At 61.8% G+C, this 20,473-nt stretch carries 22 protein-coding genes and 1 tRNA gene; 8 read left to right on the top strand and 15 right to left on the bottom strand.

Annotated features, from left to right (window positions below):
• Positions 1-16 precede the first annotated feature (16 nt).
• Positions 17-1,384, top strand: coding sequence for an aspartate aminotransferase family protein (locus tag ACFFP0_RS20785; protein WP_377264104.1), 1,368 nt, complete (start codon positions 17-19; stop codon positions 1,382-1,384).
• Here ACFFP0_RS20785 and ACFFP0_RS20780 read toward each other — a convergent pair.
• The 3 genes from ACFFP0_RS20780 to ACFFP0_RS20770 all read right to left on the bottom strand — a co-directional run bounded on the left by ACFFP0_RS20780 (position 1,357) and on the right by ACFFP0_RS20770 (position 5,530).
• Positions 1,357-2,916 carry an ArnT family glycosyltransferase gene (locus ACFFP0_RS20780; RefSeq protein WP_377264103.1) on the bottom strand — a complete coding sequence of 520 codons (1,560 nt, stop codon included), beginning with the start codon at positions 2,914-2,916 and terminating at the stop codon, positions 1,357-1,359. The genes ACFFP0_RS20785 and ACFFP0_RS20780 overlap by 28 nt on opposite strands.
• 93 nt (positions 2,917-3,009) lie before the next feature.
• Positions 3,010-4,536, bottom strand: a complete 1,527-nt coding sequence (locus tag ACFFP0_RS20775; RefSeq protein ID WP_377264102.1) for a glycosyltransferase family 39 protein — start codon at positions 4,534-4,536, stop codon at positions 3,010-3,012.
• Positions 4,511-5,530: a glycosyltransferase family 2 protein gene (locus ACFFP0_RS20770; RefSeq protein ID WP_377264101.1), complete on the bottom strand. Its 1,020-nt coding sequence runs from the start codon at positions 5,528-5,530 to the stop codon at positions 4,511-4,513. The genes ACFFP0_RS20775 and ACFFP0_RS20770 overlap by 26 nt, the downstream gene beginning before the upstream one ends.
• Before the next feature lie 99 nt (positions 5,531-5,629).
• Here ACFFP0_RS20770 and ACFFP0_RS20765 point away from each other — a divergent pair, with 99 nt between their 5' ends.
• Positions 5,630-6,598: a lysylphosphatidylglycerol synthase transmembrane domain-containing protein gene (locus tag ACFFP0_RS20765; protein ID WP_377264100.1), complete on the top strand. Its 969-nt coding sequence runs from the start codon at positions 5,630-5,632 to the stop codon at positions 6,596-6,598.
• Here ACFFP0_RS20765 and ACFFP0_RS20760 read toward each other — a convergent pair.
• The 4 genes from ACFFP0_RS20760 to ACFFP0_RS20745 all read right to left on the bottom strand — a co-directional run bounded on the left by ACFFP0_RS20760 (position 6,595) and on the right by ACFFP0_RS20745 (position 9,089).
• A complete protein-coding gene (locus ACFFP0_RS20760) occupies positions 6,595-7,029 on the bottom strand; it encodes a type II toxin-antitoxin system VapC family toxin (RefSeq protein ID WP_377264099.1) in 435 nt (144 codons plus the stop codon). The two genes, ACFFP0_RS20765 and ACFFP0_RS20760, sit on opposite strands and share 4 nt — an antisense overlap.
• 51 nt (positions 7,030-7,080) lie before the next feature.
• Entirely contained in the window at positions 7,081-7,296 is a 216-nt protein-coding gene (locus tag ACFFP0_RS20755; RefSeq protein WP_377264098.1) for a type II toxin-antitoxin system VapB family antitoxin, read from the bottom strand.
• 45 nt (positions 7,297-7,341) lie between these two features.
• Complete coding sequence (gene amn / locus ACFFP0_RS20750; protein WP_377264097.1) at positions 7,342-8,844, bottom strand: AMP nucleosidase; 1,503 nt, start codon at positions 8,842-8,844, stop codon at positions 7,342-7,344.
• Between the two features lie 74 nt (positions 8,845-8,918).
• Positions 8,919-9,089 (bottom strand): hypothetical protein, encoded by a 171-nt coding sequence (locus tag ACFFP0_RS20745; protein WP_377264096.1) that lies wholly within the window; start codon positions 9,087-9,089, stop codon positions 8,919-8,921.
• 169 nt (positions 9,090-9,258) lie between these two features.
• Here ACFFP0_RS20745 and ACFFP0_RS20740 point away from each other — a divergent pair, with 169 nt between their 5' ends.
• Positions 9,259-9,957, top strand: a complete 699-nt coding sequence (locus ACFFP0_RS20740) for a glutathione S-transferase family protein (RefSeq protein ID WP_377264095.1) — start codon at positions 9,259-9,261, stop codon at positions 9,955-9,957.
• 104 nt (positions 9,958-10,061) lie between these two features.
• Here the strand turns inward: ACFFP0_RS20740 and ACFFP0_RS20735 are convergent, their stop codons facing one another.
• The 5 genes from ACFFP0_RS20735 to ACFFP0_RS20715 form a co-directional block, all read right to left on the bottom strand.
• Positions 10,062-10,340 (bottom strand): hypothetical protein, encoded by a 279-nt coding sequence (locus tag ACFFP0_RS20735; protein ID WP_377264094.1) that lies wholly within the window; start codon positions 10,338-10,340, stop codon positions 10,062-10,064.
• 416 nt (positions 10,341-10,756) lie between these two features.
• Positions 10,757-11,044: a hypothetical protein gene (locus ACFFP0_RS20730; protein ID WP_377264093.1), complete on the bottom strand. Its 288-nt coding sequence runs from the start codon at positions 11,042-11,044 to the stop codon at positions 10,757-10,759.
• Between the two features lie 101 nt (positions 11,045-11,145).
• Positions 11,146-11,403, bottom strand: a complete 258-nt coding sequence (locus tag ACFFP0_RS20725; protein ID WP_377264092.1) for a hypothetical protein — start codon at positions 11,401-11,403, stop codon at positions 11,146-11,148.
• 86 nt (positions 11,404-11,489) lie between these two features.
• Entirely contained in the window at positions 11,490-11,723 is a 234-nt protein-coding gene (locus ACFFP0_RS20720) for a hypothetical protein (protein WP_377264091.1), read from the bottom strand.
• Between the two features lie 588 nt (positions 11,724-12,311).
• The gene (locus ACFFP0_RS20715; protein ID WP_377264090.1) at positions 12,312-12,650 is read right to left on the bottom strand and encodes a DUF2147 domain-containing protein; all 339 of its coding nucleotides are present in this window, start codon (positions 12,648-12,650) and stop codon (positions 12,312-12,314) included.
• A 508-nt stretch (positions 12,651-13,158) separates the two neighbouring features.
• On the opposite strand from ACFFP0_RS20715, the gene ACFFP0_RS20710 reads away from it, so the two are divergent.
• Complete coding sequence (locus tag ACFFP0_RS20710; RefSeq protein ID WP_377264089.1) at positions 13,159-13,425, top strand: SEL1-like repeat protein; 267 nt, start codon at positions 13,159-13,161, stop codon at positions 13,423-13,425.
• A gap of 158 nt (positions 13,426-13,583) precedes the next feature.
• On the opposite strand, the gene ACFFP0_RS20705 is transcribed toward ACFFP0_RS20710, so the two are convergent.
• The 3 genes from ACFFP0_RS20705 to ACFFP0_RS20695 all read right to left on the bottom strand — a co-directional run bounded on the left by ACFFP0_RS20705 (position 13,584) and on the right by ACFFP0_RS20695 (position 16,316).
• Positions 13,584-14,693, bottom strand: coding sequence for a pyridoxal phosphate-dependent aminotransferase (locus tag ACFFP0_RS20705; protein WP_377264088.1), 1,110 nt, complete (start codon positions 14,691-14,693; stop codon positions 13,584-13,586).
• A 75-nt stretch (positions 14,694-14,768) separates the two neighbouring features.
• A complete protein-coding gene (locus ACFFP0_RS20700; protein WP_377264087.1) occupies positions 14,769-15,632 on the bottom strand; it encodes a LysR family transcriptional regulator in 864 nt (287 codons plus the stop codon).
• A 330-nt stretch (positions 15,633-15,962) separates the two neighbouring features.
• The gene (locus ACFFP0_RS20695; protein WP_377264086.1) at positions 15,963-16,316 is read right to left on the bottom strand and encodes a hypothetical protein; all 354 of its coding nucleotides are present in this window, start codon (positions 16,314-16,316) and stop codon (positions 15,963-15,965) included.
• A gap of 284 nt (positions 16,317-16,600) precedes the next feature.
• Between ACFFP0_RS20695 and ACFFP0_RS20690 the strand changes: the two genes are divergently transcribed.
• The 4 genes from ACFFP0_RS20690 to ACFFP0_RS20675 all read left to right on the top strand — a co-directional run bounded on the left by ACFFP0_RS20690 (position 16,601) and on the right by ACFFP0_RS20675 (position 20,320).
• Positions 16,601-17,818, top strand: coding sequence for an NAD(P)/FAD-dependent oxidoreductase (locus ACFFP0_RS20690; protein ID WP_377264085.1), 1,218 nt, complete (start codon positions 16,601-16,603; stop codon positions 17,816-17,818).
• Positions 17,819-17,828: 10 nt separating this feature from the next.
• The gene (locus tag ACFFP0_RS20685; protein WP_377264084.1) at positions 17,829-18,629 is read left to right on the top strand and encodes an aldolase/citrate lyase family protein; all 801 of its coding nucleotides are present in this window, start codon (positions 17,829-17,831) and stop codon (positions 18,627-18,629) included.
• A 167-nt stretch (positions 18,630-18,796) separates the two neighbouring features.
• Positions 18,797-18,887: transfer RNA gene (locus ACFFP0_RS20680), tRNA-Ser, on the top strand.
• A 419-nt stretch (positions 18,888-19,306) separates the two neighbouring features.
• Entirely contained in the window at positions 19,307-20,320 is a 1,014-nt protein-coding gene (locus tag ACFFP0_RS20675) for a porin (protein ID WP_377264083.1), read from the top strand.
• The last annotated feature ends 153 nt before the right edge of the window (positions 20,321-20,473 follow it).

Below are 20,473 nucleotides of genomic sequence, written 5' to 3'. Positions count from 1 at the left end.
AGGCCGTGAGAGTCCCATGAACGAAAAGCCCGCCCTGTCCAATCTTGCCGCCATCGATGCCGCCCATCACCTGCATCCCTTTTCGGACATGAAGGAACTGAATGCCAGGGGCACGCGCGTGATCGAGCGCGGCGAAGGCGTTTTCATCTACGACACCAGCGGCAAGAGATACCTGGACGCCTTTGCCGGGTTGTGGTGCGTCAACGTGGGCTACGGCCGCAAATCGATCGCCGAGGCGGCCTATCGGCAGATGCAGGATCTGCCCTATTACAACACCTTCTTCGGCACCACGACGCCGCCCGCGACCCTGCTCGCCCAGAAGATCGCGTCCCATGCGGGCGAGCGGCTGAAGCGTGTCTTCTTCACCAATTCCGGTTCGGAGGCGACCGACACCTGGTTCCGCATGGCGCGGGTCTACTGGAAGGCGTTGGGCAAGACCGAAAAGACGCAGGTCATCGCCCGCAGGAACGGTTATCACGGCTCCACCGTCGCCGGCGCCTCGCTCGGCGGCATGAAGCTGATGCACGAACAGGGCAATCTTCCGATCGAAGGCATCCATCACATCGGCCAGCCCTACTGGTATGCGGAGGGTGGCGATCTCTCGCCGGCCGAATTCGGTCTGAAAGTCGCCGGCGAGCTGGAGGCGAAGATCGACGAGCTCGGTGAAGACCGCGTGGCGGCCTTCGTCGCCGAGCCGATCCAGGGGGCAGGCGGCGTCATCATCCCGCCGGAGACCTATTGGCCGGAGATCGCCCGCATCTGCAAGGCGCGGAACGTTCTGCTCGTCGTGGACGAGGTGATCTGCGGTTTCGGTCGCCTCGGCGCCTGGTTCGGCCATCAATATTATGGCGTCGAGCCGGACCTTGCGCCGATCGCCAAGGGCCTGTCATCCGGTTATCTGCCGATCGGCGGCGTGCTGGTGAGCGACCGCGTCGCCGACGTGATGGTGGACGAACTCGGCGACTTCTACCACGGCTTCACCTATTCCGGTCACCCCGTCTCCGCCGCGGCGGCGCTCGAAAACATCCGTATCATCGAGGAGGAGGGGCTGGTCGCGCGGGTGCGCGACGATATCGGCCCCTATTTCGCTGCGGCCTGGAAGAGCCTGGAGGATCATGAGGTGGTGGGACAGGCCGAAAGCGTCGGCCTGATCGGCGGGCTGCAGCTCGCCGCCGACAAGGCGACCCGTCGCCGCTACCGGAAACCCGACGATATCGGCACGCTGGTGCGCAACCACTGCGTCGAGAACGGCCTCATCATGCGTGCTACCGGAGACCGGATGCTCGCTTCGCCGGCATTGACCATTAGCCGTTCGGAAATCGACGAAGTGATCGGCAAACTGCGCAACGCGCTCGATCACCTGCGCGATACGGTGGAGGCGTAAGGTCTGCCGCCGATATCGAAGGCCGCATAGGCGAAGATATATCGGTCTTCCGGTCTGCCGTAGGTGTAGGGGAGCGCCACCGTGTGGATCTGCGGCGATCCATACTCCACGCCTCGCTCCTGCAGGTATCGTTCGAACTTCGCCGGCAGGGCCGAGGGAATGCTGTCCGGAGTGGCTCGCCAGACGAAGAGAAGCCGATCGTGATGCGGCAGGGGTGGTGGTTCCAGGCCAATTGGCGTGGACAAGGCCAGCACCGGGGGCGATTGCAGATGAACCCGCAGGTTTCCCGCCATATGGGTGTCCAGAGTAACGACCGCCGTTGGCCTGGAGGTCAGCTGTGACCGAACCTCGTTCGAGATGGCCGCAAACGGATAGTTCGGATATTGATAGAGGCCGGTGAGAGAGGCGGTGGTGACCCGCCCTGTGAGTATGGTCGGTATGAGGACCATGGTCACGACCGCGACGCCCCATATTCTTTTCAGCCCTCGGTGGAATGAAAGAGCGGACGCGTCGACCTTCACCGCGAGATAGAGTGGCAGGACGAGGAGAACCGGCGTCAGCCAACGGTCGCGGACCTTTTCGACCCCGGCGAAGAGGACCATCAGCACGATCAGGCCCAGGGCAAAAACCAGCATCCGCCCGACGAGCCGGGCGGAATCGCTGCGGGCTCCGACAATTGCGGTCAGCTTTTCCCGGTAGGCGAGGGTGAAGATGATTGCCGTCAGCCCGCCGAAGCCGATCGCAGCCAGGCCGAGCGATCCCAGGCCTCCCAAAATGGCGACCAGAGGTCCGTTGCCGGCGCCGGTCAGTTTTCGCATCGTATGAGCGCTCGCTGCCATGAAGTGCTCGGTCAACCACATCGCGTGAGGAGCCGCGATCACAAACGCGACGGCGCCGGCAATCAGCAGCCGCCAGTCGAGAAGGCGCAGGCGCCATGTCCTGTCGCTGGCGATCGCCAAAAAGGCTGCGACCGGCAGTAGCACGAAGTTGTATTTGGCGATGACGCCGAGCCCGGTGGCGAGGCCGAGCAGAAGAAAGGACGGGATCGACGGCCGGTTGAGTGCGCGGAAAAAAGAATAGAGGAACAGTGCGGAAGTGAAGATCGTGGCAACCGTATGGCTGAGATCGCGCTGCGCCTCGAAAGCCACTTGCGGGATCGTCAGCAGGCCGAAGGTTGCCACGATGGCGAGGCCCCTGTCCTTGATGACCTGTCGCGCCGCCATCCAGTAGAAGATGTAGGAAGCAAGCAGCAGCAGGCCCTTCAGGATCGAAAGCGTTGCAAGCGAGAGGCCGAAAACCTGCACGGTTCCGTATTGCAGCCAGTTGTAGAGCGGCGGCTGGGAACTGTATCCGGAAAGCAGCCATTGCGAGAAATAGGCCTGCTCCGCCTCGTCCAGTTCCAGTCCCTGGGGAAGCGCCATCCGGACGAGGAAGTTGACCGTGAAGTAAACAGGAAGCGCTGCCAGCAGAAACGTCTGACGTTCCACTGGCAATCGGATGCCATATCCGAGCAGTTGGCCCTGTTGCAGCAATTCCCTCTCCGCTACACAAGAATAGGATTCCGATGAGTAGAGAAGAATTGCAACAGTAATTTTTCAGCGGCCGCTGGCGGGTGCTGAAATATGTCAGGGCCGGTTTTCGGTGGCGGGCGCCCAGGCATAACCGAAGGTGACGCCGTCGCGACCTCCGGAGAAGAGGTAGGGAACGGTTCTGGTGGTGGGTATGAGCCGCTCCGGGGCGATGCCGTTTTCCTGCAGATAGGGTTCGAGCCCTCCCGGCGGCAACGCGCTGCCGGGGTCTGTGCGCCAGATGACCAGTCCCGGCCGGTTCCGTTCGCTCTGGTTGAGGAGCGGTGTTTGCCCGAAACTCGGCAACAGCACGCGCGCATCCGGCATCTGCAGCCGGGCGCTCGCGGCGAGGAAGGGATCGGCGGCAATGACGTAGGCCGGCTTCCCGCCCTTGGCCTCCGTCATGATCTCTTCGATGAACGGACCTGACGGGAGGTTTTCCTTCGTGTACTGACCGAAATGCGGACCGATCACGTTACCGAGCGCCATGTAGGCGATGAAACCGAGCGCCAGCGCGGACACGGGAAAGAGCATGCGCGGAATGCTGCGGCCTGTGTCGACGCCGGCGGCATCGAGCTTCAGGCAGAGATAAAGCGGCAGCAGGACGAGGAAGGGAGAAAGCCATTTCTCGCTGATCGTGGTTGCCCCGAAGCCGAGCCCGATCATCCCGACCGCGACGAGGCAGAGCAGGATGGTCCGGCCGATGACCCGGGTCCAGAGGCTCGTCGCTCGCCAAGTGTCGACCAGCGGCCGCCGGAAGGCGATCAGGAAGAAGGCGAGAACCGGCAGCGTGCCCGCCAGCGTGGCGGTTGCCAGCGTACCGAGGCCGGACAGGCGGTCGACGACGGCATTGCCGGAAGCGTCCTCGCGCATCGCCTTGATCGTGCCTGCCGTTGCCTCCGTGAGGTTTCCGAGTACCCACAGGCCGTGCGGCAGGCAGATGACCACCACGACCAGCAAGGCCGGAACGAGCCTCCAGTCGAAGATCCGCCGGCGCAGGGCCGGCTCCGGCAGGATGGCGAGGATCGCCGCCACCGGCACGACGACGAAATTGTACTTGGCGATGAGCCCGATGCCGACGGCAAGGCCGGTGAGCATGTAGCCGGCGAGGTCCGGCCGCGTCAGCGTTCGCAGGAAGGCATAGGTGAACAGCGAAACCGCGAACAGCGTGGCGATCGCGTGCGTCAGGTCCCGCTGCGCCATGACGCTGACGGCCGGCATGGCGATGACGCCCAGCATGGCGATGGCGACGAGCCGCCGGTCCTTGAGCACGATCCGTGCCGCCAGTCCGTAGACCGCGCATGTGAGGAACAGCAGCAGGTTCTTGACGAGCGAGATCGCGAAGATCGACGGGCCTGCAAGCTGGATGACGGCATATTGCAGCCAGTTGTAGAAGGGGGGCTGCCGCCCGTAACCCATCAGGAAGAACTGCGATTGGAAGAGCTGCTCCGCCTCGTCGCTTTCCAGCGCCTCCGAACGCAACACGCGCAGGATGACCGCGAACACATAATAGGCCGCGATCAGCCAGAGGACGAGGTCGGGACGACGGGCGAGCGCGTCACTGATGCGCCTGATCGCCCTCATAGACTTCCCTGACGATATAGCTGAGCGCCGTATCTTCGCGATAATAGGTGCGGGCGATCATCTCGGCGAGGATGCCGGTGGTGATCATCTGCACGGCCGACAGGAACAGCATGACGCCGATCAGGAAGAGCGGCCGCGTGCCGATATCGTTGCCCACGATGAACTTGTCGATGAAGAGATAGGCGAGGATGAGGCCCGACAATGCGCCGAGGCCGAGGCCGAGGGACCCGAAGAAATGTCCCGGCCGCGCCTTGAAGCGCATGAAGAACATGACCGAAAGCAGGTCGAGGATCACCCGGAAGGTACGGGAAATGCCGTATTTCGAGACGCCGTGCTGGCGCGCGTGGTGCGTCACCGGCATTTCGCCGATCCTGGAGCTCGGCACGACGCCGGCGACCCAGGCCGGGATGAAGCGGTGCATCTCGCCCATCAGCTTCACCTGCTTGATGACCGAGCCGCGATAGATCTTCAGCGAACAGCCGTAGTCGTGCAGGCGCACGCCGGTAATGCGGCCGATCAGCCGGTTGGCGATCCAGGAAGGCACCTTGCGCAGCAGCAGGCCGTCCTGGCGGTTCTTGCGCCAGCCGACAAGCAGGTCGAGCTCGCGCCGCTCCAGTTCGCTGACCATGCCGGGGATATCCTTGGGGTCGTTCTGCAGATCGCCGTCAAGCGTGGCGATCAGCCGGCCTCCCGCCTGGTTGATGCCCGCCTGCATGGCGGCCGTCTGGCCGAAATTGCGCTGCAGCGCGACGATCTTGAGGTCGAGGCCGGGCCGGTTCAATGCGGCCTTGGCATTGGCGATCGTCGCATCCGTGCTGCCGTCGTCGACGAGGATGAGTTCCCAAGTCGCAGGATAGTTGGCCATTGCCGCAGTGATCCGCTCGATCAGCGGCCCGACGCTTTCCTCTTCGTTGAAGAGCGGCACGACGAGGGACAGTTCGATCGGTTCGGCCGTCGCGATACGGCTTGTGACCGACTCTGCTGTTGTACGCACCTTGTCTTTCTCCTAGAACCTCGGGCCTGATTGGACGCGCCGTTGCCGCGGCGATGATCAGGAACGTCACCCGAAACCTTACATGGGGCATCCTAGTATATGAAGAATTATCCGGTTGCCAGCCGCCGCGCATGGATAATTCGCCACGCCATGACGCTCGCTACGATCGCGATCATCCTCGTCTATGCCGCCTTCATCCAGTGGGTCTGGGGCTGGCGGAGCGTCGTGTCGCTCTGGAGCGGCGCCGGCTGGACCTCCGCCCTCATTGCCCTGGCGGCCCTGCTCGGCACCTATGTGCTGCGCACCTGGCGCATCTACGATTATTTCCCGCGGGAAACGGGAGGGCATTTCGGCACGTTGTTCCGCCTGGTGCAGGTGCATAACCTGCTCAACATCATGCTGCCGTTTCGCACCGGCGAGGCGAGCTTTCCGCTGTTGATGAGGCGCGAATTCGGCCTGGCCATTGCGCGAGGCACGTCGGCATTGTTCGTTATGCGCCTCTTCGATCTTCATGCGCTGCTCGCCGCCGCCGGCACGGGGCTTGCGTTGCAGACCGGAAAACTCTGGGCCTGGGCGCTCTGGCTCCTCTTTCTGGTCCTGCCGGCGGTCGCCTTCGCCCTGCGCCGCCCTGCGTTCGCCCTTGCCGGCAAGCTGTTGCCGGGAAAGGCGAGGAGACTACTGGACGAGGTGGAGGCGGGGCTGCCGTTCGATGCGAACGCCTTTGCCCGCGCCTGGGGAGCGACGCTCGTCAACTGGTTCACCAAGATCGCCGTGCTCGCCTGGGTTCTCGGCCTTCTGGGCGACCTGCGGCCGGGGGCGAGCTTCGGCGGCGCGCTCGGCGGCGAACTGTCCTCGGTTCTGCCGGTGCACGCACCGGCAGGCGTCGGCACCTATCCGGCCGGCATCACCGCCGGTGCGCTGGCCTTCGGCGCCGATGCCGGCAGGCAGGCGCTGGAAGGCCTCGGCCAGGCCGCCGTCAATACGCACCTTCTGGTGATCGTGTCCTCGCTGGCCGGCACGGCGCTGTCGCTGTTTGCGGCAAGGCCGACCAGGACGGATGGACATTAAAACGGTTCGCCAAGCATCCTGACAGCCTGCTGCAGCTTTTGATTGGCGCTTTGCCGAATCTTGCGAACCAGCGTGCCATCGGCAGTGATGAAAGAGCATCCGTCACGTACGGCAAGAGCAAGATACATACAGTCGTAAGCGGGATGATCCAGCTCGAAGGCAATTTGTGAGGCATCTTGTAAAAGAGGTCTCATTTCAACGAGTTCTATTTCCGCACTTTCGATGAGCATCGCCGCAAAACGTCCCTCGGCAAGGGAAAGCCCCTTTCTTCGCACCTTCTTCCAAAGAATATTGGCGCACTCTGCAATGAAGAGATCGGGTGCCACCAGTTTGTTGCCTTCCAGCAGGCTATGGCATCCGCGGTTCCCGGCTCTTCGACCACCCATTTTATCGCAATGCTGGCATCGACGATGAGCGTGGTCACCGCTCATCGCGTCCCTCGCGCAAAAGCTCTTCGGAGGGAGTTTGTCTGCGTTGCGCGGTTAACGCTCGGAATTCGGACGCCAATCTCTCGAACGTGGGTCGATTGTGATGGGGGCCGTCCCACCTATGCCTTCGAGCGCATGAAGAGCATTCATTTGACGATGGCTTTCGACAAGCCGGCGCAAGGCTTCCTCTACCGTCGCCTCGATAGGCAGGCCGGTGATCTCTTTAGCTTTGTTCAACAAGGCATCATCGAGATTGAGGGATGCGCGCATATAAGCCTCCATATCCCCCTTATATATTCCTAGATCGTGACGATGTCACTGAAACGCTGTTTCGTAGAAGCTCCTGAGCTTGCGCGAATGCAGTTTCTCGGTCGGCATGGCGGCGAGTTTCTGGACGGCGCGGATGCCGATCTGCAGGTGCTGGCTGACCTGGGTGCGGTAGAAGGCGGTCGCCATGCCGGGCAGCTTCAATTCGCCATGCAGCGGCCGGTCGGAAACGCAGAGCAGCGTCCCGTAGGGAACGCGGAAGCGGAAGCCGTTGGCCGCGATCGTCGCCGATTCCATGTCGAGCGCGATGGCGCGTGACTGCGACAGGCGCTTCACCGGCCCGCGCTGGTCGCGCAGCTCCCAGTTGCGGTTGTCGATCGTCGCAACCGTGCCGGTGCGCATGATCCGCTTGAGGTCGAACCCCTGGTAGCCGGTGACTTCCTCGACCGCGCTTTCCAGCGCCTGCTGCACTTCGGCGAGCGCCGGGATCGGCACCCAGACCGGCAGGTCGTCGTCGAGCACATGGTCCTCGCGCACATAGGCATGGGCAAGCACGTAGTCGCCGAGCCGCTGGCTGTTGCGAAGGCCCGCGCAATGGCCGACCATCAGCCAGGCATGCGGGCGCAGCACGGCGATATGGTCGGTGATCGTCTTGGCGTTCGAAGGGCCCACCCCGATGTTGACGAGGGTGATGCCCGCATGGCCCTTCTTCTTGAGGTGATAGGCCGGCATCTGCGGCATGCGCACCAGCGCCGGCGTTTCCGGCTTGTCGCAGCCGGCCGGCGTGATCGCATTGCCGGGCTCCACGAAGGCCGTGTAGCCGTCGCCGCCTTCCGCCATCAGCTTGCGGGCCCAGGCGGCGAATTCGTCGATGTAGAACTGGTAGTTCGTGAACAGCACGAAGTTCTGGAAATGGTCGGCGCTGGTTGCGGTGTAGTGGCTGAGTCGCGCCAGCGAATAGTCGATGCGCTGCGCCGTGAAGGGCGCGAGCGGTGCCGGCTCGCCCGCCAGCTGTTCGTATTCGCCGTTGGCGATCAGGTCGTCCGTATTGTTCAGGTCCGGCGTATCGAAGATGTCGCGCAGCGAGATGTCCGCGAGCGAACTCGTCGCGGAGGCTTCCACATGCGCGTTCTCGCCGAAGGCGAAATGCAGCGGGATCGGCGTCGTCGATTCCGAGACCGTCACCGGGACGTTGTGATTGCGCATCAATAGGTCGAGCTGTTCCTTGAGGTAGTGCCGGAACAGTTTCGGACGGGTGATCGTGGTCGTATAGATGCCCGGCGACGTCACGTGGCCGTAGGAGAGGCGGGAGTCGGGGTGGCCGAAGGAAGTCGTCTCGATGCTGACCTGCGGATAGCAGGCGCGATACCGGCCGGTCACTGCGGCGCCCTTTGCAAGCGCGCCGAAGGCATCGATCAGAAAGTGCGTGTTGCGCTCGTAAAGCCCGGTCAGGGCGTCGACCGCTTCGACCGGATTGTCGAAAACCTGCGGTTCGGCCGGGCTGGGGCTGATGAAGGAAAGGGGAGGTTGTGAAAAGATTCGTGTGTTCATGCGCTATTATAATGAGAACTCATTGACAATCAAACGACGTCAATTCCGTCCTCACCGGTTGATCGCATGATTTTTCAAAGCGTCGCCACGCAGTGTGGTATGGCCGGATGATGGCAGCTCGTGGCCGAGCCGACACGCATACCGGGGTCCCGGCGTCCGGGCTGCGCGACGAGTGCCGCGAATGCCAGCGCGAAAATCGTCATGATCAGCGTCACGATGGTCAAGCGGCGTGCAAGAACGAACATGGCTTTCTCCCGAACCTGACGCGCAAGATAAAGGCTGGGGACTGAACGCGTCCTGAGGGGCGGGTTCATCGGAAATTCAGGATGGTTAACAGGCGGCGGGAAGGGAGCTTGAAGAATCCCGGCGCATGACTAGCTCTTGTCGATGGTATTCAGAACCGGAGAACTTTTCATGACTGCGCCGATCGAACTGCATTACTGGCCGACCCCGAACGGCTGGAAAATCACCATCATGCTGGAGGAGACGGGCCTTCCCTACACGGTGAAATACGTCAACATCGGCAAGGGCGAGCAGTTCGAGCCGGCCTTTCTGAACATCTCCCCGAACAATCGCATGCCGGCGATCGTCGATCCCGACGGCCCAGGGGGAGAGCCTGTCTCGGTTTTCGAGTCGGGAGCGATCCTGCAATATCTCGGCCGGAAGACCGGCAAGTTCTATCCTGCGGACGAGCGCGCCCGTGTCGAAGTGGAGCAATGGCTGTTCTGGCAGGTGGGTGGTCTGGGGCCTATGGCCGGGCAGGCGCACCATTTCCGCGGTTATGCGCCGGAAAAGATCGAATACGGCATCAATCGCTATACCAACGAGGTGAACCGGCTTTACGGCGTGATGAACAGACGCCTCGCCGATCGCGAGTTTCTGGCCGGCGACTATTCGATCACCGACATGGCGTCGGTCGGCTGGGTCATCCCGCATGAACGTCAGGGGCAGGACCTGAACGATTTTCCGAACCTCAGGCGCTGGTTCGAAACGGTCATGGCAAGGCCCGCTGTGGCAAGGGGCGTTGCGATCGGCAAGGAGGAGCGCGACCGCATGAACCTTGCCGTCGACAAGGAGGCGCAGAACATTCTCTTCGGCCAGCGGGCGCGCTGAAGCGCAAGGGGAAGGGCCGGCCCGGAGCCGGTTCGCCGACGCGGAAATCGTATCCCGCGCAAAGGTTGCGACCTGCGCGGGATGCGGTGTCTTGAATCAAGTGCTTAGCTCTGTGGACGGGCAACGCCGGTGTAGTAGTCGCCGGGGTCCTGCGAGTTGTCTATGTCCGTATCCGCGCCTTCATTGCTCAGCGAAGGGGGGAGGGGCCGAATGCTGCCGGTCGGCATCCTGTCGACCGAAGTATCGTCGAGGTTGGGAGCATCGCCCTGGCGCGGAGCCATCATCGGGTAATCCTGATTGTAGTCCTGGGCGCTGGCGAAGCCGACGAAGGCTGCGGAAGCGATAAGGGCCGCTGCAATGCCGGACGTGAGATAGGTCTTCATTTCCTGTCCTTTCCATAGTCCCGTCATCTGGCGAAGCGATGTTACTCGCCCCGTCGAAGGTACAAATCGCTGGAAAGGCGGATCGTTCCAACAAACGACCCAACAAGCTGACCCAACAAACCGACATTGAGGGCTGCCTCCTTCTCCAGGAGCGATCCTGGAGAAGGAGAGGGCAGGACAAACGGCGCTGGAATCACGTTCGGCGGATTGAAACGTGATTGATTCGCCTGAGGGCTTCACTTACTCTTGAAGCCGGCGGCCGGTTTCAGAGTCCGGCCACCCCTGCACCGGAAAAACGATTGCGACCTGTTTTTCCAATCGGTGTCTTGAATGAACTGCGATACCAGCCGCCCCGGCGGCTGGTATTTTTGTCTGTGCGGCATGCGGGGGCGCGCCGCAACGGAACAGGCCCGGCGTCAGTTCGGGCGGTTCACGCCTTCGTAGTAGTCGCCGCGGTTGGGGCTCTGCTCGATCTGGCCGTTGGTGGAGTGGAAGCGAACGGCGGCGCGGCTGTCGCCGATGCTGCCTGTCGCGAACGTGTCCACATGGCTGCGGGCCGCAGGCACGACGTTGTGGTTGGCCGGAGCCGAGGTCCCGTTGCGGTCGATGCCTTCATAATAGTCGCCGTTGCCGGCAAGAGCCGCACCGGCGAAAGAGGCGGTTGCGATCATCGCTGCAACGAGAGCGGGAGCGATCCTGGTCATCGTTTTCATCCTTTCAGAGTTTTGCCCGCGACCTGAAGTTTGCGACCTGGCCTGCGGGCTTTGTTTCGGTATCCTGAACGACCTGGGGGCAGGTCGGGGGATCAGGTCGGGCGGTTCACGCCTTCATAGTAGTCGCCACGCTCGGGGGCCGTCTGGGCCAGATGCCATCCGGAGACGTCATGGGCGCGGGAGATCGAGCCGGTATATCCGTAGCTGTCCGACTGAGCCTTGTGGACCGATTCGGACGCCTGGTTCGGCCAGATGCCTTCATAATAGTCGCCGTTGCCGGCAAGGGCGGCACCGGCGAAGGAGGCGGCGGCAATCAGGGCCGCGATCAAGGGGGCAATAATCTTCGTCATGTTTTCGACCTTTCAGAGTTTTGCCCGTGACCTGAAGTTTGCGACCTGGCCTGCGGGCTTATTTCGGTATCTTGAATGAGCTGCGATCAGTTCGGGCGGTTCACGCCTTCGTAGTAGCTGCCGCTGCCGACCGGAGCCGGGATTTCCTTTGCCTTCTGTTGCCGGACGTCCCGGTTCTGGTCGATGCTGCCGGTCTGGACATGATCGACGGGACGCTCCTTGGAGACGCCTTCATAATAGTCGCCATCCGCCAGCGCTGCGCCGGCGAGAGAAACCGACGCGAGCAGGGCTGCGGCGATTGCAGAGGTAATAGTCTTCATGGACTTGTCCTTTCGGTCTGTGTCCGGTTTCGGAGTGGAATTGTGTTTGCAGGTGTTCATATCGGACCGATCGGTTCGATCCGAAAGCCCCCTATTTCGGAGACTGCTGTCAATGAAACGTTGACAGCAAAAATCCACCATGGTCGGGTACACGCAAAAATTGCTAAGCGCGCTAATTTTTGCGGAAGTGCTGCCGGTAAACCGATTAGGTTACAATATCGTAAGGTAATTATCATTTGAAAACAAAGAGATGCATGGCTTGGAAAGGAAGTTCGCCTCAGGCGTGCAAATTTGCTAAAAAACGGCTTTTCTGTGTCTTTTCCGTGGCAATATGATTGCGTCCCTGCCATTCAAGGGTTTCACAAAACCGTGACATTTGACGGCTGACGGATCTACAGGCGGGGATTCGATGCCGTTTTCGTGATCAGACTGCCTTACATGAATGCCGGCGCAGCAAAAAAATCGGTCATGTTTCCGATTATGGGGACGATCCGGGGCTTGGCTCCAGGCATGAAGATGCAATGGCCGCCGCCGTCTGGCGAGGCGGCGGTCGTGGAGCCTCTCGATAAGGAAGGAAGCTTGAAAGGGTCAGAGACGCGTCCAGGTCTGCGATTTGCAGAGGATCTTCAGGACGCATCCTCTCATCTTGAGGGAGTTGCCATTGATCGACCCTGATCCGCTATAGGTCTTGTCCTCGGCGGGGTCGGTGATCTCGCCGCTGTATTCGCCATCCTTGCCTGCCAGCCGTCCGATCTGCTTGCCGGCATATTTGCCGGTCCTGAGCGTCACGCAATAGGCGGTGCCGCATTTGCCGATGGCTGCCGTTTCGCCGCTGGCGGTCTTCCAGTTGCCTTCGATGGGCTCGGCGGCATGGGCGGTGGCGGCGGCAAGCGTCAGCGCGGCTGCAAGCATGAATCTTCGCATCATGATGGGTTCCTCCTCCTTCTCGACCGGTGGAACGCTGCCTGCTTCCCGCCAGTCGCGATGTCCTCCTGCTGCGCTCCTCAACGCAGGCTCAGCGAAACCTATCTTACGCACACGTAAAGGTAAATAGCGCCTGAGCGGAGGAAAGGAGGGTTTTTCGGCGTTTTCAGGGGCCGGATTTTCGGACGGAGGAAAGATCGATCCGGATTCATGGTTAGGGATGCGTTTAAATCCATTCCTGAAGTTTTCGTAAAATTCGCCGGAGAATCCTTAAAATGCAAGCTATCTCATGTTTAACGAAAAACCAAGTTTACCAAGTATTTGAACTTTGTTTTCCGCTAATTAATCATGCTTTTTAGGCGTCTCTTGGAGGGTTTGGGCGATAGTGGGTTCATCAAGACGAGCGGTACAAACCGCCGGCCGGAAGGATCGAAAAAGAGCCGCTTCAAGACGGTGATCCGGATGGAAAACAGGGCAGATGAACGACAGGCTTTAAACAGGGATCAAACCGATGGCACGCTTTGAAATGAACAATTCCGAACTGGCCACCATGGGTGGCGAAACCCGCGCCGATACGTTCTGCGAGATGGGACTGATGTATGCGACCGGCCGTGGCTGCCCGGTCGACCTCGTCTCCGCTCACAAGTGGCTCAATATCGCCGCGATCAAGGGGTCCGACCGCGCCGCGGAACTGCGCGCCGACCTCGCCGAGACGATGACCAAGATGCAACTCGCTGCAGCCCTTCGCGCCGCGCGCGAATGGATGACCATGCACTGATCTGCGTGCGATCGGATGAACAATGCCGGCCGGAGAAACGGCCGGACGATGAATAGATCCAGAGGGTACGGGAGCATTCGGTCCTGACGGGACCCGGATGCCTGGATTTGGGGCCGCAGCCGGCAGGAACAAGGCCGGCGCGGTCCCTTCTTTATGTCTCAGAGGTTTTTCAGGACCTTCGGCAGCGCTTCCTCTAGAAAAACCATGTCCGATTCCGGCCCCGTGCTGATGCGGATGCAGCGGTTGAGCGGCGCGACGCCGGGCATGCGGATGAACACGCCGTGCTCCATCAGCCCGTCGACGATGGACCGGGCATGGGCGCCGTCCCGGCCGCAGTCGATCGCCACGAAATTGGTGGCGGAAGGCAGCGGCTTCAGGCCGTTGGACTCCGCCACGCGGGCGATCCGCTCACGGGAATCCCTGATCCTGTCGATGACCTGGGAAAGATAGGCCTGGTCCTTGAGCGCGGCGAGCGCCGCGGCGACGCCGATCCGGTTCATGCCGAAATGGTTGCGGATCTTGTCGAAGGCCTGCGCGGTGCCGGGTGTCGAGATCGCGTAACCCACTCGCGAGCCGGCCATGCCGTAGGCTTTCGAGAACGTCCGGGTGCGGATGACGTTCGGCTGGTCGATGAGGGCGGAAATCGCCGGCGTGGCATCTGCCGGACCGGTCTCGCAATAGGCCTCGTCGAGGATCATCAGACAGCTTTCCGGCAGCGCCCTGGCAAAGGCGACGATGTTGTCGGCGTCCCACCAGCTTCCCATCGGATTGTCGGGATTGGCGAAATAGACGAGCGGCGCATTCTCGCGGCGAACGGCCTCCAGCAGGCCTTCCAGATTTTCGCGGTCGTCGAGATAGGGCACCGTCACCAGCCGTCCGCCATGGCCGGCGACATGGAAATTGAAGGTGGGATAGGCGCCGAAGGACGTGACGACCGGCAGGCCGGGATCGATCACCATGCGGACGACGAGGCCGAGCAGGCTGTCGACGCCTTCCCCGATCGCGATGTTGTCGGCTGCGCAGCCGAGATGGGAGGCGAGCGCTTGCTTGAGCTCGAAATTCTCCGGGTCCGCATATTTCCAGGTCTCGCCGGCAGCGGCGCACATCGCTTCGATGGCCAGGGGAGAGGGACCGAAGCCATTTTCATTGGCGCCGATACGGGCTTTCACGGCAAGGCCCCGGTTGCGCTCGATGGCTTCCGGACCGACGAAGGGAACGGTCGCGGGAAGTGCGCTGATCAACGGTGTGAAACGCGAGAATGCAGGCATGGATTGATTTCCGCTTTTCTAAAATCGGCACACAATAGGTGCGTTTCGTTGGCGCGCAAGTCCAGTTGAGGCTGTTCATGCCATTTGGCCGCTGAATCTCTTCTCTTCGCGCCGGAACAGGTCGCCAAGTCTTTCGATCACATGGCGCACTTCCGGCCGATGCCGGTCGTCGTCATTGGCGACGATCCAGATCGTATAGGTGAGTTCCGTGATGATCTCGCCTTCGCGCACCATGCCGGCATGCGAATCGCCCGCAAAGCAGGGCAGCACGCCCCGGCCGTTGCCGCCCGCAATCAGGCGCAGCAGCAGGCCCGGCGAATTGGTCCAGGTGCGGACGCCCGCCTCGTGGTGCTGGAAGACCCATTTGTCCGCCGGCGCGTGGGAGCTTTCGGTCCCGATCGAAACCCATGGCAGGCTCCCGTCCTCGGGAAGCCCCCGCGCCTTATAGACGGCATGCGCCACGCCGACCGACCGGCGGATCGCGACATTGCCGGATTCCGGACGGCGGCCGACAAGCCCCACATCCGCCTCGCGATAGGTGAAGTCCATGCCTTCGTGCAGCGACTTGCAGCAGAGCCGGAAGCGGTCGTCCTTGCCGCGGATATTCGCCGTGTGGTCGGCGATGAAGCCGGAAAGCCAGGCGTCGGCGCCGATCGATACGATCGGCAGGGCGAAGGCCTGTCCCCTCCAGTCGGCAATGTTGTCGGCCGTTCGCTGCATGGTGCGAACGTGCGCAAGCAGGGTCTCGCCGTCCGGCGCCAGCCGGTATCCCTGCTGGCTGCGTATGAAAAGCGTCCGGCCCGTGGTGCGCTCCAGCGCCAGCATCCGCCGTCCGATGGTCGGCGCGCTGAGACCCGTGCGGCCGGCCGCGCCGCTGAGGCCGCCTTCGGTCGCCACATGGAGGAAGAGCTTCAGGTCGTCCCAGCCTGCATCCGTCATTCGAGGCACCTTGTCGTTCAGCCCGCGCACTTCCGATCGTTCATGGATGAAAAGCGGCTTTCGCCGGCGTGTCTACAAACGTCGCCCGCAAGCGATTAGCTCGGTGGTGTCGCGTATATATAGATGGAGACGCCGCCATGCTTCTCAACTGGGTCACGCTCTGGGACGAACTGAGGAAGGAAAATGACGGACGAGGCAGGAGGCATCCCCTGGCCGATCCGCTGGAGAGCGCCGAATGGCGCGGGTTTCGGTGGGCCGTGCCGCTGCTTGCCAGGCTGGCGGGTGGGCGGCGGGGCGAAAATGCCGGCCGGCCCCGAAGGGCGGGCTCCGTCAGTGGCCGGTCTCGAAACTCAGCCGGATGGCGTGATGCATGAATTCCGGGTCGATCAGCATGTTGAAGCCGACGGTCACCTTCTCCTCCTCGCGGCGGATGAGGGTGCAGCCGATCTCGTCATGGATGCCGAGGATTTCCAGGAAGAAATTGTTCGGTACCGGCAGGTGAGGATTGACGTCGAGCTCGGCGCCGGCAAGCGAAATGGTTCGGATCAGGCAGCGCAGCCCCCTCTTGGTGCTGAGGTGGCGTTCGACGAAGATGATCTTGCCCGGCCGGTCGAGCGAGAACTTCTCGAAGATATGTTCGCGTGAATTCTTCAGCTTCGTGTCGTGTTCCATGGTCAGGGGCATGACACCCTCCTGCTTCTCCTTGGCTATGACTTTATTCCTCTTCCGCTGACACATTCTGAAACGGATATGTAAAATGCGATCGATCCGAGGAATATCGCCAGAAAACAGGGCATTTGCCTCGGAAGCAGGCACTTTTTCCTCCCCGTATGGAACAGCTCCCAACGCAAAGTGTATAATCCCGGATGTCGCGTTGTTGACGGGCCGGCGTCGCGGCGATACCCCTTGCCGTCGGACTATCGTGCTATCTCAGCGCAAAACATGAATTCTCGGTTTGGGAGTGAAGCGTGACGGGGAGACTGGTGATTGTCGGCGCGGGACAGGCGGGATTTGCGCTCGCCGCGAAGCTTCGCGCGCTCAAGGACATGCGGCCTATCACGATCATCGGCTCGGAGGATGTGATTCCCTACCAGCGCCCGCCGCTCTCCAAGAAATACCTGCTCGGCGAGATGGAGTTCGAAAGGCTGACCTTCCGCCCGGAAAGCTGGTATCCGGACAACGGCGTCGAGCTTCTGCTGTCGACCTATGTCGAGGAGATCGACCGCAAGGCCGCAAGCGTGCGCATGCAGGACGGCGCGGTGTTGCAATATGAGACGCTCGCGCTTGCGACCGGCTCGACGCCGCGCATGCTGCCGCCAGGCGTCGGCGGCGATCTCGGCGGCGTCTTTACCGTGCGCGACAAGCGGGACGCCGATCTGCTCGCCGGCGAGATGCGGCCCGGCCGCAGACTCCTTATTATAGGCGGCGGCTATATCGGCCTGGAGGCCGCAGCGGTTGCCCGGCATCTCGGCCTGGAAGTGACGCTGATCGAAATGGCCGACCGCATCCTGCAGCGCGTGGCGGCCCGGGAAACCGCCGACGTGATGCGCGCCATTCACCAGGGGCACGGCGTCGTCATCCGCGAAAGGACCGGCCTGCATCGCCTGGTGGGCGAGAACGGCAAGGTGCGTGCCGCCGAACTGTCCGATGGCAGCACGATCGAGGTCGATTTCGTCATCGTCGGCATCGGCGTCACGCCGAACGACCGGCTCGCGCAGGATTGCGGCCTTGATGTCGGCAATGGCGTCATCGTCGACGAATTCGCCCGCACCTCCGATTCTTCGATCTTCGCCATGGGCGACTGCGCCATGCTGCCGTGGAAGGGCAGGCGGATTCGTCTCGAATCGGTGCAGAATGCCGTCGATCAGGCAGAGGCCGCCGCGGCGATCATGGCCGGCGGCGGGACGCCCTACGACCCGAAACCCTGGTTCTGGTCCGATCAGTACGACGTGAAACTGCAGATCGCCGGCTTCAACATGGGATATGACGAGACGTTCGCGCGGCCGGGCGCCCGCGAGGGAAGCCTGTCCGTCTGGTATTTCCGCGAGGGGAAGTTCATCGCCGTCGATGCGATCAACGATGCCAAGGCCTATGTGACCGGCAAGAAGATGCTCGAAGCCGGCATCGAGCCGAACAGGGCCATCCTTGCCGATCCTGCCGCCGATCTCAAACAGCTTCTCGTCTGAGGGAAATGCGATGCCGGCTCCGAAGAATCAGTTCAAGGCGGGCTTGAAGGCGGGGCGGCAGCAGATCGGCCTCTGGCTCAACATGGGCGAGGCGCTGACGGCGGAAATCGCCGGCAAGGCCGGGTTCGACTGGCTGGTGATCGACGGCGAGCACGGGCCGAACGATCTGCGCAGCATCATGGCGCAGCTTCAGGCGCTTTCCGCTTCGCCTTCCGAGGTGGTCGTGCGCCCGCCGATCGGCGAGACCTGGATCGTCAAGCAACTGCTGGATATCGGCGCCCGCACGCTTCTCGTGCCTATGGTCGATTCGGCAAGGCAGGCGGAGGAACTCGTCCGTGCCGTGCGTTATCCCCCGCGGGGCGTCCGCGGCCTCGGCGCTGCCGTCGCACGCGCTTCCGGCTTCAACGCGATTCCCGATTATGCCGAGACCGCCGGCGACGAGATCTGCCTGATCGTGCAGGCGGAGACCATGGCGGCGATTCGCGACCTCGAGAATATCGCCGCGGTCGACGGCGTCGACGGCATCTTCATCGGTCCCGCCGATCTTTCCGCCGACATGGGTTATCTCGGCCGCATGGAGGCGCCGGAAGTGCAGGAGGTGATCGACAAGGCGATCGTGTCGATCGTGAAGGCCGGCAAGGCGGCCGGTATCCTCACCTTCAGCGAATCTCTGAACCGCCACTATCTCGATCTGGGAGCGACCTTCGTCGCCGTCGGGGCCGATGTGACGGAGTTTTCCGGCGCCTTGAGGGCTCTGGCAGCCCGCTACGACCGCGGAGCGGGAAACGCAGCGCCGCGTTCCGGCTACTGAGAACCGGCCGCCTGCGCCGGGCCGGGCGCACGCCCCGAATCGAATCGGAGGAGGCTGCGCTGGCGGCTCGCGGTGCCCGGAGCCTCGAAACGATGCATGTAAAACTTTGCCGTCGCTGTCACAAATGCCTTGCATTCGCGGGGGCTTCGACATAGGTAGACCGCACCGGAGAGGTGGCCGAGTGGTCGAAGGCGCTCCCCTGCTAAGGGAGTATACGTCAAAAGCGTATCGTGGGTTCGAATCCCATCTTCTCCGCCATTTCATGGCCCACCGGGACGGCCCCGGGCCCTTTCAGACCTTCCCCCGACGAAACAAGGCGCCGCGCGAATACGTCCAGGCGCGCCTGCGAATCTTCCGGCCGTGCGATTCTCCCCGGGGAGCCGGTTTCAGCCGCTAAGTGGCTGCATGATAAGCTCTTTCTTAACAAAGCGTAAAATAATGGCCGGGGTCGGGGCCGGCTTTGTGTCCTTTCGGCAACAGGCCTTGGGGAAGCGGGTTTCGGAACTGCGTCCGGCTGAAGTTCCAGATTGCATGGCCTTTGCCGTCTTGTATTTTCACATTCGGAAGCGAGGCGGTGGATCGTCCTTCTTCTGGCAATCGACGGGGATGGGGCAGGGAACGCTGTCCTTCAGCAAAAAGAACCCAAACCCACACGAAACTTTGACTGGAGGTCAAAAATGAACATCAAGAGCCTTCTTCTCGGCTCCGCTGCTGCCCTCGCAGCAGTAACCGGCGCTCAGGCTGCTGACGCCATCGTAGCTGCAGAACCGGAGCCCCTGGAATACGTTCGCGTTTGCGACGCTTTCGGCACCGGCTACTTCTACATCCCGGGCACCGAAACCTGCCTCAAGATCGGCGGCTACGTTCGTTTCCAGGTTGATATCGGCGACGCTACCAACAGCTACAACGGCAACGATTGGGATGCGTGGACCCGTGGTCGTCTCGAAGTGACGTCCAAGAGCGACACCGAGCTCGGCACGCTGACCGGCTTCATCGCCATCCATGGCGAATCTTCGCGTGACAACTCCGGTGCTTCCAGCTCGGATCGTTTCTACTTCGACGAAGTCTACCTGTCGCTCGGCGGCTTCAAGGCTGGTACCTACCTCAACTGGTGGGATAAGGGCATCAACGGTGAAACCGATGCCAATGCTGGCGGCGCCAACACTCGTTGGACCTCTGTTGCCTACACCTACACGGGCGATGCCTTCTCGGCTGGCCTTCAGCTTGATGAAATCACCGACACTATTGCTGGTCCCGGCGATAGCCAGGGCGTTGGTGTAGAAGCTATCGTAAGCGCCAAGTTCGGCTCTGTTGCTGTCGACCTCTTGGGTAGCTACGACATCGAAGCTGAAGAAGGCGCCGTCCGCCTTCTCGCCAGTGCGCCGGTTGGCCCGGGCACCTTGCAGGGCTTCGTGATCTGGAGCTCTGATGTGTCGGCCTACTACAACGGTAACCTCTCTGGCGAGTGGGCTGTTGCAGCTTCTTACGCTATCAAGGCGACCGACAAGCTCACGATCACCCCCGGCTTCCAGTACGTTTGGGATAGCTACCGCTTCAACGACGATGACTGGCGCGCTGGTGTGACCCTCGACTACGCGATCACTTCTGGTCTCGCATTCAAGGGCACGGTTAACTATCAGGATCAGCCGGACGCTTGGACCGGTTTCGTCCGCCTGCAGCGTACCTTCTAATTCTGCTTAGGCGAGAGCCTGACTTGAAGCCCGGACCTCGGTCCGGGCTTTTTGCTTTTTCAATGAGCGATTCGTTTGATTTCCTCTGTAGCCGGATATTCCGAGACGTTCGCAACCTTAAGAGTTGATTAACCAATGGGTTAAACCTTGCGG

Source organism: Neorhizobium puerariae (assembly GCF_042429745.1).
In the GTDB taxonomy this organism is placed as follows: domain Bacteria; phylum Pseudomonadota; class Alphaproteobacteria; order Rhizobiales; family Rhizobiaceae; genus Neorhizobium; species Neorhizobium puerariae.
This window is presented reverse-complemented; position numbering and strand designations above follow the sequence as displayed.